At 60.1% G+C, this 14828-nt stretch carries 20 protein-coding genes; 17 read left to right on the forward strand and 3 right to left on the reverse strand.

The window, feature by feature from the left end:
- The first annotated feature begins 23 nt into the window (after positions 1-23).
- From IFT58_RS11420 to IFT58_RS11445, 6 genes are all read left to right on the forward strand, one after another.
- The gene (locus IFT58_RS11420) at positions 24-2195 is read left to right on the forward strand and encodes a fimbria/pilus outer membrane usher protein (RefSeq protein WP_192095036.1); all 2172 of its coding nucleotides are present in this window, start codon (positions 24-26) and stop codon (positions 2193-2195) included.
- Positions 2196-2332: 137 nt separating this feature from the next.
- On the forward strand, positions 2333-2689 hold the full coding sequence (locus IFT58_RS11425; RefSeq protein WP_042613100.1) for a hypothetical protein: 357 nt from the start codon (positions 2333-2335) through the stop codon (positions 2687-2689).
- Positions 2690-2994: 305 nt separating this feature from the next.
- On the forward strand, positions 2995-3342 hold the full coding sequence (locus IFT58_RS11430) for a hypothetical protein (RefSeq protein ID WP_192095038.1): 348 nt from the start codon (positions 2995-2997) through the stop codon (positions 3340-3342).
- Positions 3343-3417: 75 nt separating this feature from the next.
- Positions 3418-3825, forward strand: a complete 408-nt coding sequence (locus IFT58_RS11435) for a hypothetical protein (protein ID WP_192095040.1) — start codon at positions 3418-3420, stop codon at positions 3823-3825.
- A 224-nt stretch (positions 3826-4049) separates the two neighbouring features.
- Positions 4050-4301, forward strand: a complete 252-nt coding sequence (locus IFT58_RS11440) for a hypothetical protein (protein WP_192081637.1) — start codon at positions 4050-4052, stop codon at positions 4299-4301.
- A 139-nt stretch (positions 4302-4440) separates the two neighbouring features.
- The gene (locus IFT58_RS11445; RefSeq protein ID WP_192095042.1) at positions 4441-5199 is read left to right on the forward strand and encodes a hypothetical protein; all 759 of its coding nucleotides are present in this window, start codon (positions 4441-4443) and stop codon (positions 5197-5199) included.
- 25 nt (positions 5200-5224) lie between these two features.
- Here IFT58_RS11445 and IFT58_RS11450 read toward each other — a convergent pair whose 3' ends face one another.
- Complete coding sequence (locus IFT58_RS11450; protein WP_192095044.1) at positions 5225-5872, reverse strand: hypothetical protein; 648 nt, start codon at positions 5870-5872, stop codon at positions 5225-5227.
- A 248-nt stretch (positions 5873-6120) separates the two neighbouring features.
- Positions 6121-6780, reverse strand: coding sequence for an EcsC family protein (locus IFT58_RS11455; protein ID WP_197974112.1), 660 nt, complete (start codon positions 6778-6780; stop codon positions 6121-6123).
- Positions 6781-7263: 483 nt separating this feature from the next.
- On the opposite strand from IFT58_RS11455, the gene IFT58_RS11460 reads away from it, so the two are divergent.
- The 11 genes from IFT58_RS11460 to IFT58_RS11510 all read left to right on the forward strand — a co-directional run bounded on the left by IFT58_RS11460 (position 7264) and on the right by IFT58_RS11510 (position 12109).
- A complete protein-coding gene (locus IFT58_RS11460; RefSeq protein WP_192081640.1) occupies positions 7264-7443 on the forward strand; it encodes a hypothetical protein in 180 nt (59 codons plus the stop codon).
- Positions 7444-7701: 258 nt separating this feature from the next.
- Positions 7702-8073, forward strand: a complete 372-nt coding sequence (locus IFT58_RS11465) for a hypothetical protein (RefSeq protein ID WP_192081641.1) — start codon at positions 7702-7704, stop codon at positions 8071-8073.
- Positions 8073-8393: a hypothetical protein gene (locus IFT58_RS11470; protein ID WP_192081642.1), complete on the forward strand. Its 321-nt coding sequence runs from the start codon at positions 8073-8075 to the stop codon at positions 8391-8393. Before IFT58_RS11465 ends, IFT58_RS11470 begins: the two co-directional genes overlap by 1 nt.
- Complete coding sequence (locus IFT58_RS11475) at positions 8390-8716, forward strand: hypothetical protein (protein WP_192095046.1); 327 nt, start codon at positions 8390-8392, stop codon at positions 8714-8716. Before IFT58_RS11470 ends, IFT58_RS11475 begins: the two co-directional genes overlap by 4 nt.
- A gap of 550 nt (positions 8717-9266) precedes the next feature.
- Positions 9267-9662 (forward strand): hypothetical protein, encoded by a 396-nt coding sequence (locus IFT58_RS11480; RefSeq protein WP_192081644.1) that lies wholly within the window; start codon positions 9267-9269, stop codon positions 9660-9662.
- Positions 9663-9803: 141 nt separating this feature from the next.
- Complete coding sequence (locus IFT58_RS11485; RefSeq protein WP_192095048.1) at positions 9804-10028, forward strand: hypothetical protein; 225 nt, start codon at positions 9804-9806, stop codon at positions 10026-10028.
- Positions 10013-10387, forward strand: coding sequence for a hypothetical protein (locus tag IFT58_RS11490; RefSeq protein WP_192081645.1), 375 nt, complete (start codon positions 10013-10015; stop codon positions 10385-10387). Before IFT58_RS11485 ends, IFT58_RS11490 begins: the two co-directional genes overlap by 16 nt.
- Positions 10388-10853: 466 nt before the next feature.
- Positions 10854-11186 carry a hypothetical protein gene (locus IFT58_RS11495; protein WP_192081646.1) on the forward strand — a complete coding sequence of 111 codons (333 nt, stop codon included), beginning with the start codon at positions 10854-10856 and terminating at the stop codon, positions 11184-11186.
- Positions 11183-11446, forward strand: coding sequence for a hypothetical protein (locus IFT58_RS11500; protein WP_192095050.1), 264 nt, complete (start codon positions 11183-11185; stop codon positions 11444-11446). The genes IFT58_RS11495 and IFT58_RS11500 overlap by 4 nt, the downstream gene beginning before the upstream one ends.
- Before the next feature lie 36 nt (positions 11447-11482).
- The gene (locus IFT58_RS11505; RefSeq protein ID WP_192081648.1) at positions 11483-11668 is read left to right on the forward strand and encodes a hypothetical protein; all 186 of its coding nucleotides are present in this window, start codon (positions 11483-11485) and stop codon (positions 11666-11668) included.
- Positions 11669-11791: 123 nt separating this feature from the next.
- On the forward strand, positions 11792-12109 hold the full coding sequence (locus IFT58_RS11510; protein ID WP_192081649.1) for a hypothetical protein: 318 nt from the start codon (positions 11792-11794) through the stop codon (positions 12107-12109).
- Positions 12110-12156: 47 nt separating this feature from the next.
- On the opposite strand, the gene IFT58_RS11515 is transcribed toward IFT58_RS11510, so the two are convergent.
- Positions 12157-14775: an AAA family ATPase gene (locus tag IFT58_RS11515; RefSeq protein ID WP_249405675.1), complete on the reverse strand. Its 2619-nt coding sequence runs from the start codon at positions 14773-14775 to the stop codon at positions 12157-12159.
- Positions 14776-14828 lie beyond the last annotated feature (53 nt).

The following is a 14828-nucleotide window of genomic DNA, read 5'->3' on the forward strand; positions in this document are numbered from 1 at the left end:
TGCGGAGCTGGGGCGCCTTGGCCATGGCCCTTGCCTTGGCTGGAACTGCACATGCACACATCCCTGAAGGGGTGGCACCGGTGCTTGCAGCGGCCCTGGTCAACGGCAAGCCCGAAAGGGACCCTGTGCTGCTCTGGCAGGACAACGGGGCATGGGTAGCGGAGGCAGCGACGTGGGCCCAATTGGGCGTCGTCCTCAAGCCCAACGAAACCGGCGACCTCACCGACACCCACCTGGGCGTCACGCTTCAATACAACGCAGAGAACGCCACGGTTGAACTGGTCATCCCCGCCGACCGCAAACCCGCTCAACAACTCACCACGCGAGGCAACGCGATGCCTGCGGTGGCTCCCGCCATCGGCGGACTGCTGGTGAACTACAACCTGGCCACCCAGTGGACCGACGGCAGACAAGCCACGTCTGCCGCGCTGGATCTGCGGACAGGCGGGGGGTGGGGCGTGGTCTCCAGCACCGGCCAGCTCAACCAATCGCCCAACGGGTTTGAGATGCGCCGGGGCATGACGACGTGGGGCAAAGACGACGTGGAACGCCAGATCAGCGCCCAAGCCGGCGATGTCTACGCCACCCCGCGCGGCGGGCCAGTGGCCTTGGGCGGGTTCCGCATCGCCAAAGACCTTGGAGCCCTGGATCCGCTCACCCCCACGTATCCGGTGCCGATACTCGGAGGCCTGGCGATGGACCCCGGGACGGTGCGGGTGCTGGCCAACCAAGCCGAGGTATCCCGGCAGGAAGTCAGAGCCGGACCGTTTACCCTGGACGGGCGTCACTTGGCCCAAGGCGCCAGCCAAACAGCGGTGGTGGTGCGCGATGCATACGGCCGCGAGACCGCGGTGAGCACACAACGGCTCTACGTGGCCCCCAGTTTGTTGCGGCCCGGTCTCTCCACGTGGCAGCTGGCCGCAGGCCGGGTGCGCGAGGATGAAAACCTGTATGGCACGGCGGGGGTGTCCGGAAACCTGGCGTGGGGCATCAACGACCGGTGGACCCTGAGGGCAGGCGGCCAGGCCGACGAGTTCGGCAATCGCCACGTCACCGTGGGCAGCACCCAAGCCTTGGGCACGTGGGGCGTGTTCGACGTGGAGGCGGGCACGTCCACGGGCGGGGGCATGCGTTGGGCCGCCGCGTATGACTACCGGGGTCCGGTGTGGGGGATTCGCCTGCAGCACGAGCGCAATCAGGACTTCTGGCGCCTTCAAAGTGAGCTCAGCACCCCGGTGGAACAGCGCACGCAGGCCAGCGTGTCTTTTCGTCCCAACCGGCGCTTGTCCGTCCAAGGGACCTACAGCGCGATCGACACCGGTCGCTCCAACCTCGCCTTTGTTGCCGTTGGGGCGTCCCTCAACTTGGGTGCAGCCGGCCAAGTCTCAGCCAACGTCTTGCGAGACATTCAAGGCGGCGATCTGCAGGTGGCCGGGAGCTACACCTACCGCTTCAACGCCAAGGCATCAGTGGGCGTTCGCGCCCGCCAAGCGCCGGGCCAGAACAGCGTGGGCTTGCGGGGCAACTACCGCACTGAGAACGGCGTTCGCCTGGCGGCAGAACTTCAAGACGGCAATTGGGGCACCCAGGCCCGGGTAACCGCCGATGTGAGCACCCGCTGGGGCGACGCGCGTATGGAAACCAGCCAATACGACGGGAAAAGCAGTGTGTCGGGAAGCATCGCTGGTGCGGTTTTCATCGATCACAAGGGCATCGCTTTCGGCCGCCCGGCTTACAGCAGCTATGCGGTGGTGGACGTGCCGGGCCAAGGGGGCATTCCGGTGCGGGTGGGCGGCAGCCCTGCAGGCGTCACCAATGCCCAAGGCCGCGTGCTGGTGACCAACGTCTCCGGCTTGCTGCCAACTGAGGTGTCGCTCAAGGACAAGGAGCTTCCCATGGGCGTGGAGATTGGTGAGACCAAAAAAACGGTCACGGCACCTCGTCAAGGTGGGGTGCGCGTGACCTTCCCTGTGCTCACCCAGAACGCACGGGCCTTTACCCTGACCGGCAAGGCCAAGCCCCCCGGCTCCATGGCAACCACCTCAACCGAGCAGGCGATGGTGGGCTATGAGGGGGCGCTTTACCTGGAGCACCCGGAAGCGGGGCAGGGGGTGGACGTGCCTGGCGTGTGCAAGGCGGTGTTGCCCTCGCCGCTGCCGGGCGTGGAAGAGGTAGGTAGCCTACCTTGTCTATGACGTGCTGGGTCTCAATCCGTGAGACGTGAATCGGACAACATCTGTGCCATCGGCAACGGCTAGTCGCAGGTTGCCAGCTTGGCTATAGGCTAAGATCATCGACGAAAGCCGAGGATGGCCCATCAACAGGGGATGACATGGGAAGTGTGACTGTTAGGACGAAAGAAGAGCTCAAGGCGGCCAAAGACGCCAAGGCGCAGAGGATACTGGTCGTTGGTAAGCTGGCCTCGGATTTCGGTAAAGCTAGAAAGATTACTGCACTCAGTGGTGTTGCACTCGCTGCTGTTGGCGCAGCGGTTGGCCTTGCTCCTGTGACGGGAGGTTTTAGCACGTTGGGGCTTGTTGCCTTGGCTGCGGGAACCGGCGTGGAGGTTGCTGTCATCATCGCCGCCGCAACCTTTGGGATCGCGCTGATACTGGCTATTCATAAGGGGTATAACGTGAAGCGCCAAGCGGATGGATCGTATGAGTTCACTGCGAAGCCTTCTGCATGAGATCCGGCTTGGTTCCTGGGCCGCCGTATTTCTTTGCCTGCAAAAAGTGCGCGCACGAATTTACTAGGCGCGTGAACGTCGGCCTGCTTTGCCCGAAGTGCTTTTCGCTTTCGGTGGTTCCCAGGCTTGTGTTGAAATAGCCACTTAGAGTCTCTCCAATGCTGACAATCTGCGGCTGGTATTTCCCGCAGTTTTCGATTTCGCCAACATCGCTCCTGCAGGCCTCGGGAGACACGTTCTCGTCTCCCGAGGTCCGGCAGGGAAGAGGGGCAGAGAGCGCGTAGCACCAAGCCCTGAAGCGATGGGTGCGGGAGCACGCTGAAGAGCTGGAAGACTTCGGAGAGTTTGAGCCCGGCAAGAACGAGGCGGTGCTGAGCAGTGGGGACCGCTTGGACGTGCTCTTCGACAATGCCAGACAGCGCTTGGCCGTGGAAGTAAAGACCAGCAAATGCTCGGAGGACGAGCTCATGCGTGGGGTCTACCAGTGCGTGAAATGCCGAGCCGTCCTCCGGGCAGAACAGTTGGCGATGCGCCAAATGCCCAACGGCGAGGCCGTCCTGGTCTGTCCGCGTGCTCCCAGCAACACGACTAAAGCGCTCGTCAAGCGACTGAACGTGAACTTCCACCGGGTGCCCGTCGATGCAGAACGCTGAACAAGGGTGTGCGGGAGAGCGTGCGTGAGGGGCCTGGGCTGGGGGCCCATGGGGTTGCTTGTCGTAGCAGGCTGGATGCTCAACAAAATAGGTGAGGGGGCTTTCACGGTGCTCCTCTACTTGGTGATCGGGGTCGTCCTGCTGCGTGAAGTTATGGTTCTGATAGCGAGGTTCGGCTGGTTGAAGCCGCAGGGTTCGGCTACAGCGGATGATGCAACGGAAGCGAAGCGGAAGCGCTGCGAATCACGTAGAGGGGCGAGCGTTGCAGAGCTGATCAGGGCCGTCCGGGAGCGGAATGCGGATCGCATCGAGTTCCTGGTGCTGCAAAAGAACATCAGCCCGTATGAGTCAGGGCGTGTTCCAGGGCAGGCCGGTATCTCAAATGCCAGTCGAGAAGCCCAGGCGGTGGGGTATCGAGCTGCAACGGAGTTCTTCGAAGATTGGTCGAGAAACGGCGCCAAGGCGCGCTTCTCAAGGACATGAGGCCGGTGTCAGTGAGGAGTCAGCTAAACACCGTCCTCCGCAATGTTCTGCATTGCGTTGACTGCCTCAAAGGCGACCTCACTCCCACAGCCACCCGCCTTAAACTGGCCGAACTTAACTGGACGAGCTCACAACCGATGACGCGCTATCCCTGCCTCGTTTCGCTCGCTGCGACTGCAGCCATGATCGCCTTAGCTGGGTGCGCTTCAATTGATCGGCCAGTCTTGAGCCACTTCGAAATGACCGACAGCGGGTGGAACATGACAGCCAAGACCGCGGCAAACTATGCTCCGGACAGTGGTTCGGCGGAAAAGGCCCGTCTGGGGTGGATCAAGCAATACACCGAGGCCAACGGGTGCAAGGGGTTCGAGGTGGTCTCGCGTCGCTGGACAAAGGAGCCTACGGGTAACTTTGTTCAAACCGGCTTTTCCGAGTCTGTGGGGTCGCTCGCCTACACCGGGACCTGCCAGCGCTAGCAGGCGTTGCAGCCGTTGAGACGCGGCGAAGCCAAACCTTGTTGGCCTGATCTCAACGCACCTGTTCCATGCCCTCCGAACCTTCGCAACCCCTCCCTAACGACTGCGGCACCTTGTTGGTGCTGGCTTAGGAGAACGCATGAACGACGCATTGGAAGAGGTGGACACCCCCGAGAAGCATATCGAGCGGATCGATGGGTGGATCCGGGCGTTGACCAACGAAGCGCATTTCCAGGAAGAGCGGGTTCATCTGCTCAAGCCTTTGGTGTTGGACACAGAAGTTCAGATCGCCATGAAAGCCAAGCTGGACAAGACCCGGGGTGTGGCGCTGTGGAATCACTTGGCCCCATTGCTGGGGCAAGACTACATCCGAGACTTGGCTCGACTGTTCTTGGACAAAGGAGGGAAGACGGGCAGCTTGACCAACATCTGGAAGAAGCTTCAGGTGCCGGGAATGCGAGATCACTACCGCGAGAGTTACAGCCGTATGGATGATGATCTTCAGGCGGAGCCCCTTGAAGGCATCAGTGCTGCAACCGTTGAAGCTTGGCGCCAGCGGGATCGCGACGACAACGCTGCTCAGTTCGATGAGAAGTGGGCAGCGATTGCTCAGACCATGGCTTATTTGGACGCCGACCCGCTCGCGCTGAAAATCAAGACCTTTCGCGACAAGCACCACGCGCACATGGAAATGCAGCCCATGGGGCAGGAACCCAAGCCATTCGACATCGCTACGCTGGGGCTGACGTTCAATGAGGTTTTTAGCTTCGGTCGGCGATGCCAGCAACTGCTGGCAGACCTGGGCGTCTTGTTGACCCACACCCACTGGGAGCCGGATCAATTCTCTGGCATCAGCGCCGAGAGTGGCAAGGCGTTGTGGATGACGCTGGCGAAGTGAATCACCAGCGTCTCGGTCCTGCCCGTTAGTCGTCGCTCGGGAACTGGAAATCCATGTCCGCAGCGGACACCAGATCCTCGCCAGGCATTAGCTCCAGGTCTTGAGAGTCCAGCACATAGAGGGCGTGCGACGTGGTTCGGTATCGAAGCTCGACTCGGACCAAGCCCCCGTCCCCGCTCGGTGTGGTGTATTCGCCGGTCAGCTGCGCAATCAAGTGTTGCTGACCGACCAGTAGGTGTCCGGAGAAATCCGTCGAGCATTGGATCTGCGCGTTCTCACCAAGCATGCGGCGATTGGGCTCCGTCATGGCCATCAGTTGGCGCTGGGCGAAGCGCTGAAGGGACGGCAGGGGCAGGCCAGGGGATTGGTGAATCGCGACCGTTGCTGAAGCGGTAGTGTCTAAGAACCGGACCAGCTCATTGAGGATAGGCGCGGGGGCAAGGTCAGGCAGCAGGTGCTTGCACCTGGCGGAGGCCAACGCCCGATCTACGACCAAAAGCACGTTGCCGGGAGGCTCTCCGGCAGGAAGCAGTGGGCTGGCTTGGAGGGCAGCCAACGACTTGAAGCCGCAGAGGGCGGCAATCAGTTCTCGAATGTGGTTCTTGGTAACCACAATGCCAGCATCGGCAAGGGTCTTCTCCGCCAGGAAGGCGGGGCGGGAATAGATCGACATGGTCAGCTCTCTTTACGAAGCCGGGTGAGCGATTACGCCGTCTTCGTCGCCAAGCTGGCAGTCGAATCGGGTAGGGACGGGTCAAGCTTTCAAGCGAGGGTTCGAGCCACTCACAACTCAAGGTCTCCACCGTCCGTGGAGCATATCGGCATCTCTTGAGAGAGGCAACGGAAAATATGGGGTCGATAGAGCTGGGCCAAGACAGGAGTCTTGGTCCCAGCCGTTCGTATCTACCGAATTTCGTAGGTTCAGATCACCAGCGCTGGGTCAGTCGCTTTACCATCGGCAATGAAGAGATTGACTGCGGTGTTGCCAACAATGTTGGTCGCAGCGAGATCTACAGCTCCGCCGATGACGCCGCCCAAGACAGGAACCATCTTGCTGAGGTTGACTACTCCAGTTGTGCCGGCCTTGGTCAGCAGACGGAAACCGACTGCTTGGTTGATTTTTGTGAGCGTCGCGCCCGTGATCCGGTTGATGCTGGCCTGGGCCATCTTCTTGCCAACCTGAATGCCAACGTCTTTAAGCACTTCTTTGGCTGCGTTGCCGGTAAGGCACGCGTAAACCATTGTTTTGACCTTGTCGTCCCTGACGTTGTAGCCACCCATGTGGGCGATGGCTGCGATCATTCGGATCTGGATGAAATACACGCTGGCTAGGTTGGCTGGGATCGTCACGGGCATGACCAAGAGACCGCCCAGGCCAGTCACAAATCCAGATGTAGCGGCTTTCGTGTTCTGCCAGCGGACAAGGGAGTTGGCTTGTTCTAAGAGTGTTCCGGACTCCTTTTTGTAGCTCTCAGCCATCTCAATGGCGTTATCCACGCCAGGCAAGCCGTTCATAGCCTTGTCGTATGCATAGTCGAGTGCTTGCATGATCTTGCTTTCAGTCAGTTCACTTTTTGCCACGAGTCATTCCTTGTGTGACATGGATACAGCCGCCTTGCTTGTGCAACGCGGTGACGAAGAAATAGAGTGTTGATCAGAAGGAGGTACGTCAGCGCAAGAGGGGGCATGACTGGGCAACGTCTCCTCCTTGAGATCACGATTGTTTCGAGCATAAGCCGTTGGTATCGGCCGTTCACAAAAAAACTTTAGACTGCCAGCGCCCATCAAGCACGCAGCGCTTGAGATGTTTCATCGTCCTCCATGGACGCAGCAGTGGTATGGAGATTAGCCGAAGGGTGGCTGGATTAGGAGATCTAATGCTGCCACGCGATTACTCTTCAACGAACTTGCCCCAGTGGGCCTTCCCTCAAGCCTTCTACTCCTTCACTGCGTTGCGGCCCATCCCTGCGCTCGGCATGGCCGTGCTTGCTCTTGGGTGCGGGAAGGGCCGGATCCGGGGCCATCGGTTCGCGGGCAATCTGCTCTGCCAGCAGGCCAAGCCCGATGAACTACTACACCGAAGCCAACGCCGAGTTCCAACGCCTCTCCGCCGTCTCGCTCGAAGACGCCGGATACACCCCGGCCGAGTTCGCGCAACGCTACGGCGACCTCCCAGCCAAGCAAGCCGCCTTCGAAGCCGGCGCTGACTACGACCTGGATCGCGTGGACTTGGGGTGGCGATAGCCGCCCCACTCGGTGGCTGAGGACACGAGCAGCTCCCATAGCCGGTTCGTGCGCGCGTGGACGTGGTGCAGGCAATGCGGGCCTGGGCGAAGAAATAACGCGTCAAGGGCGCTGAGGTCTGGCTTTGCCACGCCGCTGCATCGGATGTGAGCCGTTTCACGGATTCTTCCGTTTTGGAGGCATCAAAGCAGATCTGAAAATTAGTCGTTTTCTTCGGCCGGTCAACCCTTGCCAAACCGCCGATCCGATCAAGGATGAATGAATAAACATTCATGGGAGGGCGAATCGATGGGTAGTTACACATTAAAACAAGGGGAGAAGGCCGAGGGAACGAGCAAGATCTTCTTCATTGGATCGGATGGTCAGCTGGTGGAGGGTGAGGTTCATGGTCTCCCGTCATTCGGAGCGTTGCTTCCGTCATTAGCTGAGAAGCCAACCAGGTTTATGAGCGCAGCGGTATCCGGGTCGGTGGCGGTGTCGCCTGCGGCGCAGGCATTTTTCCGGAAGATGGAAAAGGCATTCGCGGAGCGTGAGCGCGAGCGCCAACGCAGGAAAGCGGTGCGGCGGGCAGGAGCACTGGATAAGTGGCTGCCGAAGGCTGCGCCATCCAAGGCGCAGGCGCGCTTCTGATGGCACGCCTCTGCAAACCCCAACGCCTGCCCAAGGTCCTGGTTCCAACAGCCATCCATGAAGTGCTTCGCCGGCAATCCCAGGCTGCCGGCATCACCACGGCCGAAGCCGTCCGCCAGTTGTTGGCGCAGGCGCTCGCCTATCCCATGGGGTCCCCCGCAGGCGAGGAGGAAAGCCGGCGGGTCGCACTGGCCCCGGTCAATGCGCCTGCCGATCTAGTGCTCGCGATAAGGTCCAGGGCCGCCGAGGAGAAGGTCAGCGTCGCAGAAGCGGTGCGGCGAGGATTGAACGAAACACTCAACGAGGGGAGGGGGGCATGACCTGGTGGACGGGTAATGTGTCGATTGTGTTGCTGGCAGCCATCTCACTAGTCATCGTGGGCTACAGACTTTGGCGACAAAGAAAGCGACGTTTAGCTGCCAAAGCAAACGTGGACGACTACAAGAATGCGTGGGGACACTTCATGCAAGGAGGTCGATGGTTACACCAGAAGCATTGCATGACGCTGTTTGACGCTCGCATGCTTTTGTATCCGGTTCATCAGGGAAGCAGTGACAGCGCTTGGAATTGGGTTCGCGCGTGCCTGCCGGCAGAAGTTACGATCCCCATGAACGCCCCAGGCCCGCTGAGCTTGAGCGGGTGATACGGAGCGACGCGAGGGCGAGACGGGCACTCATCGCGCAACGCATGAACGACGAAGAGGGAAGGACGTTCTTTCCGTTCCAGATGCTGGCCTCTATGGCCATGACGTCCGCAGGGCTGGGCGCCCCTGACCGGTCTTGGTTACATGGCGCCGTTGGGCGGCCGTGGCTGGTTGAGGATGACAACGTAAGGACGAAGGACGTCATCCTCCAAGACATCGGTTTGCGATGCCACGCTCTCGAGCTGGCCTTGGCCGTGGAGGAAAACATGCACGGGGAGGCTGTGGATGGGGCTGAGGTTGTGGCCGATCCAGGGGCTGGAGCTCAAGCTGGAGCTGGGGCTGAGGCTGGGAAGGTGTCGGACCCCACAAGCAAAGCGATTTGGGTTGAGCACATCCACGGAAACTGCTGAGACGGCGCTGCCGGACGGCAGGCCACGCCTGAAGGGGTGCGACCATCAGGGCAACGAAAAGGGGCAGCTGCCCCTTTCGTCCTGACGGCCCGCGGCCCGCATCGTAGCCTTTCATCATTCCAATCGATGAGCGGCTACCCATGAAGCACGCAACCCCGCACTTCCCCCTGTCCAACCATCACCGCGACCTGGCCATCGTTGTCCTTGCACAAGCAGGTGGCACTGTTCGCGACATCGCCCATGGCGTTGAAGCGTCCACGAGCACCGTCCGCCGCGTGCTGAAGGCCGCTGCCGTTGCACCCGGTTGGGGCTACGGCATGCGCAAGTTCCTCATCTCGGGTGTCGAGTGGGACACCGACGGGCGCGTGCTGAAGCGCTTGCCGAGCGAAGGGGAAGTTCTCCTTGGTGCTGAGCAGATTGACGATCGAGCCCCGGACGAGATCGCCGAACTGGTCTACAACACCTTCAGCGATCACCACGGTTACTGCATTTGCGCCTGCCAAGTGTCGGAGGTGATCAAGGATGCAGAGAGATGAGGGCCATCTCACAGTATTCGTGTTTCTTGCTTTCGATGCGGCAAATAGCGGGTTTAGTCAATAAATGATCGGCGGACGCCCTTGTCAATACATGGGGTTTTTATAGTGTTTGTTGAAGGGGAATGACATCTGAGAGAGCACGTGACTGATCGCCGCAAACGCTATTTCGCTTACGAGCGTCGCTCGGGGGGCACCTGCTATTTTGCCAAGGACATGCACGAGCACCTGCAGCGCTATCCGCACACCATCGGCCATTACCAGCTGGCCCGCTGTCTGGGCACGTCCGCGCTGCTGACAGCCTCTGAAGCGAACGATCACGCTTGGTTGCCCAAGCCCAAACCGAGCACTCCATGCCCTACACGTTGAGGCCCAAACCACCAAAGCCGGACCTTGAGGAGATCTATGCAGCGCGCATCGCTCCCGACGTGTTGGCTGCATTCTCCCGCTTGGCGGCAGGGCAGGGGCTTTCCGTTCAAGCCGCGTTGACTCAACTCATCCGGGAACATGCCCAGGTGCGGCAGCCGTTTGCCAAGCGCGTGCGTCTCCAGAAGGGGGGAGGCCAGCGTTACACGGCCATGCTGCCGGAGTGCTGGGTCGAACCACATGTGGCGATGGCGTTGCTGATTGATGAGAACAGGGCCGGGATCAAGCGAGGCGAAGCCGTGCGGCAGCTGGTGAGCCGGTGCCTGGCTGCCAGTTCGTGGCCAGATAGCGAGGGCTCGTGAGCCGCACGGCGGTTGCTGCCTTTTTCTTGTCTGCGCTTTAGAACGGCTGACTGGCTTCCGTGGAGGATGCAGTGCCATCAGGGGAAGCGAACGCCAAAAGCCAAAAGCCAAAAGCGGCTAGAGCAAAACCCTGCATGGGGAAAGATGCAAGGGCCTATGCGCCTCCCTGGGATCAATTTTGAACGGGGAAATGTGAGTTGGTGCAACTATTTCCAAGATCTGCTTTTGGATATCCAGTTTTTAGATTTAGTCAAAAAATGATCGGTAAATGGCATTGTCAAAAATGGGTTTTCTCATAACCTGGAATCAGAGGAAGGCAGCCCGCTGACCACGACTTCAAGAAAGAGACAAGCCCATGATCATCGTCCTTGCCGTTTACGCATCCAGCCTGTTGCTCGGCATTTTCATCGCCCAGGTCATCGCTGACCGGATCGAATCCAATCCACATTTCGTTTAAGGAGTTTCTATGTTCTTTTATCCATTCAATGAGCAAGGGTATGTTTGCGTGGACCAGTTGGACGCCGAGCGAGACAACGAAACGAACCGCCTTATGTATGAGGTGCAATCGCTCGCTCGGGAACGAGGACCGAAGGCTTGGGCACTGTTCCTGGAAATGCAAGGCGCCGGAAATGATCAGTGGGAGGCGTTGACGGCCAAGGTCGACGAGGCGTCGAACGTTTCCTCCGAGGAGGGCTTTCGGGCCTATCAGGCTCATTCCTACGCCCGTTACGTGCTCACCGTCGCTCAATGCGAGCAACAGCTCGCCGCGTTGAGCGCTCTTCGTTGGGACGAACCATGAGCGCTCAACCCGATCGGCTGCCCATGATCCCCGAGCTCAAGCCGCTGGCCGCTCACGACTACGTGGCACTGCTGCACTTGCTTTGGCTGGGCGTTTCAGGCCTTGGCGTTGCCCGGTGTGGCTGGGAGATGGTCACCGGCAAGCAAGCAGCGCTGTCCGACGTGGCCCTGGGAGTCCTGTTGCTCTGCGCTCCATTGGTCGTGGCCTGCATCTGGGGCGGCTGTTTGGTGGGCGTTGCCCAGCATTACCGTCTCATCTGAAACCCGATTACCTGACATAGCGGAGGACACCGTCCCATGCGCAAGATCTTCAACAAGCTGCTCAACATCGCCCTCTTCGGAATGGTCCTCTTCGCCCTGGACAAGGTTCCGGAGCGCCTTGATCGCATGGCGCATACCGCCCAAAACTTGGCTCAGAACGTCGGCTATTCAGGGCCGATGGTCGGGATTCCCTCGGGTGCTCCAGACGATTACGAGTGGTGATCATGGGCACATTCAAGATTTCATCCCCCGCATGAAAACAGGAGACGATGCTCATGGGGCGCAACAGGCCGAGTCCCTACAGTCCGCGCAGTTGGCGGCATCACGGGCCAAGGTTCGGTTCTAATGGACGATGACGTTTCCTGGTCACAAGCGGAGCTCGTCCGCTTGGCTTGGGCGGCACGGCGAGACAGCCTCGCACGGGGCGAGCTGCTACAAGCCTTCCAAGCAGGCGCAGACTTTTATGCGCCGCTTTCCAGCCGCGATCTCGATGACGACCCCTTCGTGGCCGTCGGCGACTGCGTGGCCGCGATCGTGATGCGGGAGTTGACGGGCGCGGGGGAAGCGGAGGCCTGGCTCCATACGTTTTTAAGGGCCCACGAGTTGCGGCAAGACCTCCCTCCGCCGCTGAGCGCCACCTGCAAGGGCAAGCGACGCTTCTGAACCCGACGATCCGTTTGTCCGATGGATGGAGTGCGAATACGCCGAAACTAGCTGTTGGGCTTGGCCGCCGCTTCCGCTCGTCCGTTAAAGTCCTTGATCCAGTCCAGCATCGTCTGCACGTCCGCCAGAAGCTCATCCGGCGCCGGCAGCCACGTCGGCGTCTCCATAGACTGGGAGTGCTCGAATGCCGAGTATTTGGTCATCATCTTGTTGATCAGCGCGCAATCATCTGCTGTGATGGCATGCAAGCGTTGAAGCACGTTTAGCGTTCTTACTTCGCGCCTGAACCGATTGATGACGCCTGAGCAAAGATCATCCTCAACGGATCGCTCCACCAGGATGCGGAAGTTGCTGCAAGAAGCTTTGAGAAGGATTGCTCTGACGTCAGGGTCTTGCTTCTTGATTCCGACGATGCTGTTCTTGATATGTTCAAACCCTGTCTTGGGCTTGAGTGAGAATGCGTCAATCGTAGTCGGCATGCCGGTGCTCGCGCCGTCGCGGCCGATGGCCACCGTGGTGACCTCCACCGGCGGGAGTGCCAGGTCAGCGCGCTGCTTTGCTGCGTTCCTTAGCAGCACCATCAGGGACAGCCGGTGGGTGAATACGATCACCTGTCGTTGCTCTGCCAAGCTAACCAAACGCCTAGCGACAGCTTCCTCATAGAGTTGGTCCAAGGATGAGATCGGGTCGTCGAAGATGACAGGGATGCCACTATCGGCTCCCGTGGCATCGGCGAGGAACGCGGCCAACGCCACGATACGCTGTTCCCCTTCGCTGAGAACGTCCCTGTTCTTGACCGACAGTGCTGCTTCCTTCAACTCAATGAAAAAACTGTAGACGCCTTTCCCCGAGGACTTGTGGTTCATGCGCACCGGGATACTGCCACCCCCCAAGCCATCAAGCTCCGCGTTGAATCGATCGCAATACCCTTGGGCCAGTTCCAGCTTCCCGATGTCATTGCTTTTGGTCGTCAGTGGGGTCGTTTTCGTCATAGGAAGGGCTTTCGCGACGATGGCAAGCTTCTTGAGTCGCTCCACCTCTGCCTTTATCGGCTCAACCTGACCAGACAACCATTCCTGCGCCTTTAGCTCCCGCAACCTGGCTTCCTTCTGGGCGCGGCCGGCAGGGTCCAACAAGGTGGCCAGCGCTTCGCGTTGAGCCGTGATGGTGGCAGTGGAAGAGGCGAGCGCGCCGGTCCAGGGGGACCAGTCCATTTCAGGAACCGCCGACAACTCGATTGCACTGCCCATCGCTTTGACTCTGGCGTTGACGTTCTGTGCCAGCGCTGCGGCTTGCTCGCTGTCGAGGGTGACGGCCGCGCACTGTGCTTGCCACGATGGGCTTTCTGCGTCGATCAAAGCGGGGAGCGTGAGGGCAGTAAGCGCAGCCTCAGCCGCCTTCGCCTCGGTCTGGAGGGTCGCACTGAGATACTGATCAAAGCTCTTGAGCCGATCCTTCCCCTCTCCGTCCAGAGGTTGTTGGCAGAGCACACAACGGGCTCCATCTCCCACGTGTGGATAGGCGTGCTCTGGATAGGCGTGGCCCGTTGAATAAGCTTTGGCCGCCTCCCAGAGCGTCTCCCAGACCGCGTCCCCAACGCCCTTCAGTGGCATGCCTTCAATGAAGGCGGTGGCGTAGGCAGTGGCGGCCTGCCGCTTGTCCGCAGCGGTTTTGCGTGCCGCGATCAGGCCAAGCGCTTTCTCGTCGCTCAATGCCGATGCAAGCTCACCCATGTTCTCGGCAAACTTCGAGAGGCGATCCAGATCCGAGATGGCCTTTGCGTGGGCATCAGCAGGATTGGCTTGCGCAAGCGCCGTTTCCAAGGCCAGTCGCTCTTTAAGCCATAGGTCAGGAAAAGCGCAGGCCTTGTCGATTGCATCATGGTCCAGCGCAGGCTTCAGAGACTGGAGAAAGCGGTTGGCCACGGACTGGGCGTGCTCTACTGGTGTAAGTGGGAGGTGAGTCTGGAGCTGGCCCGCTCGGGCTTCTAGGCGTTTTCCAACCCGGTCAGCAATGGAGATCAGGGCGCTGACGAAACGCATCGAACGGGGCAGGTAAGTTGCTTCGCTTGGGGTGTCGCCAAGCTCCATGGCGGTTGCTGAGTCGAACACTGGCACCGCGTTGAGCTTCGGGTGTGGTCCTGACGCTGCGTTCCAGCCGAGGGTGCTGGGGGTAGCGGATCCATCGATTTCACTGAGTGTGGTGACGGCGACCTGAGCAGAAGCGGATTGCTGTGCATCGTGGAACACGTTGCCGTGAATCATCCCCTTGGCGCGTGCACCGCAGATGTGCTTCAACAGGCGCGCGTAGCCAGATTTGCCCGAGCCATTGGCACCGTAAACAACCGTCATACCCTTTGTAGACACGTCCAGCACCGCATCTGGTCCGATTGCGTTCACGCCGCGGATCTCGGATACCGAATCAATGCGCAGTGATCCCGCGGTGGGGGTTCCCAAGATGACGCCAGGAGCCAGAGCGGGATGCTTGGCGGCAAGGGTTTTGGCCGCCTCTTGCATGCAATGATCGGCGAGTGCGTCGATTTCCAGTTCGTTCGGATTGCGCCGGTCTCGCACCAACCCGTCCGCGGCCATTCGCAACCAACTCGGTCGCAAGTCCAGCCAACTCTCTAGCGTCGCGGGCGCAGTAGCCCCGTCCTTCTTTGCCATCGGTCACTTCCCTTGTGCGTGGCGGTAGCCAGGAAGGCTCCGTCCCCCTTTGC

It is taken from the genome of Stenotrophomonas sp. CFBP 13718 (assembly GCF_014842145.1).
Taxonomy (GTDB): Bacteria; Pseudomonadota; Gammaproteobacteria; order Xanthomonadales; family Xanthomonadaceae; genus Stenotrophomonas.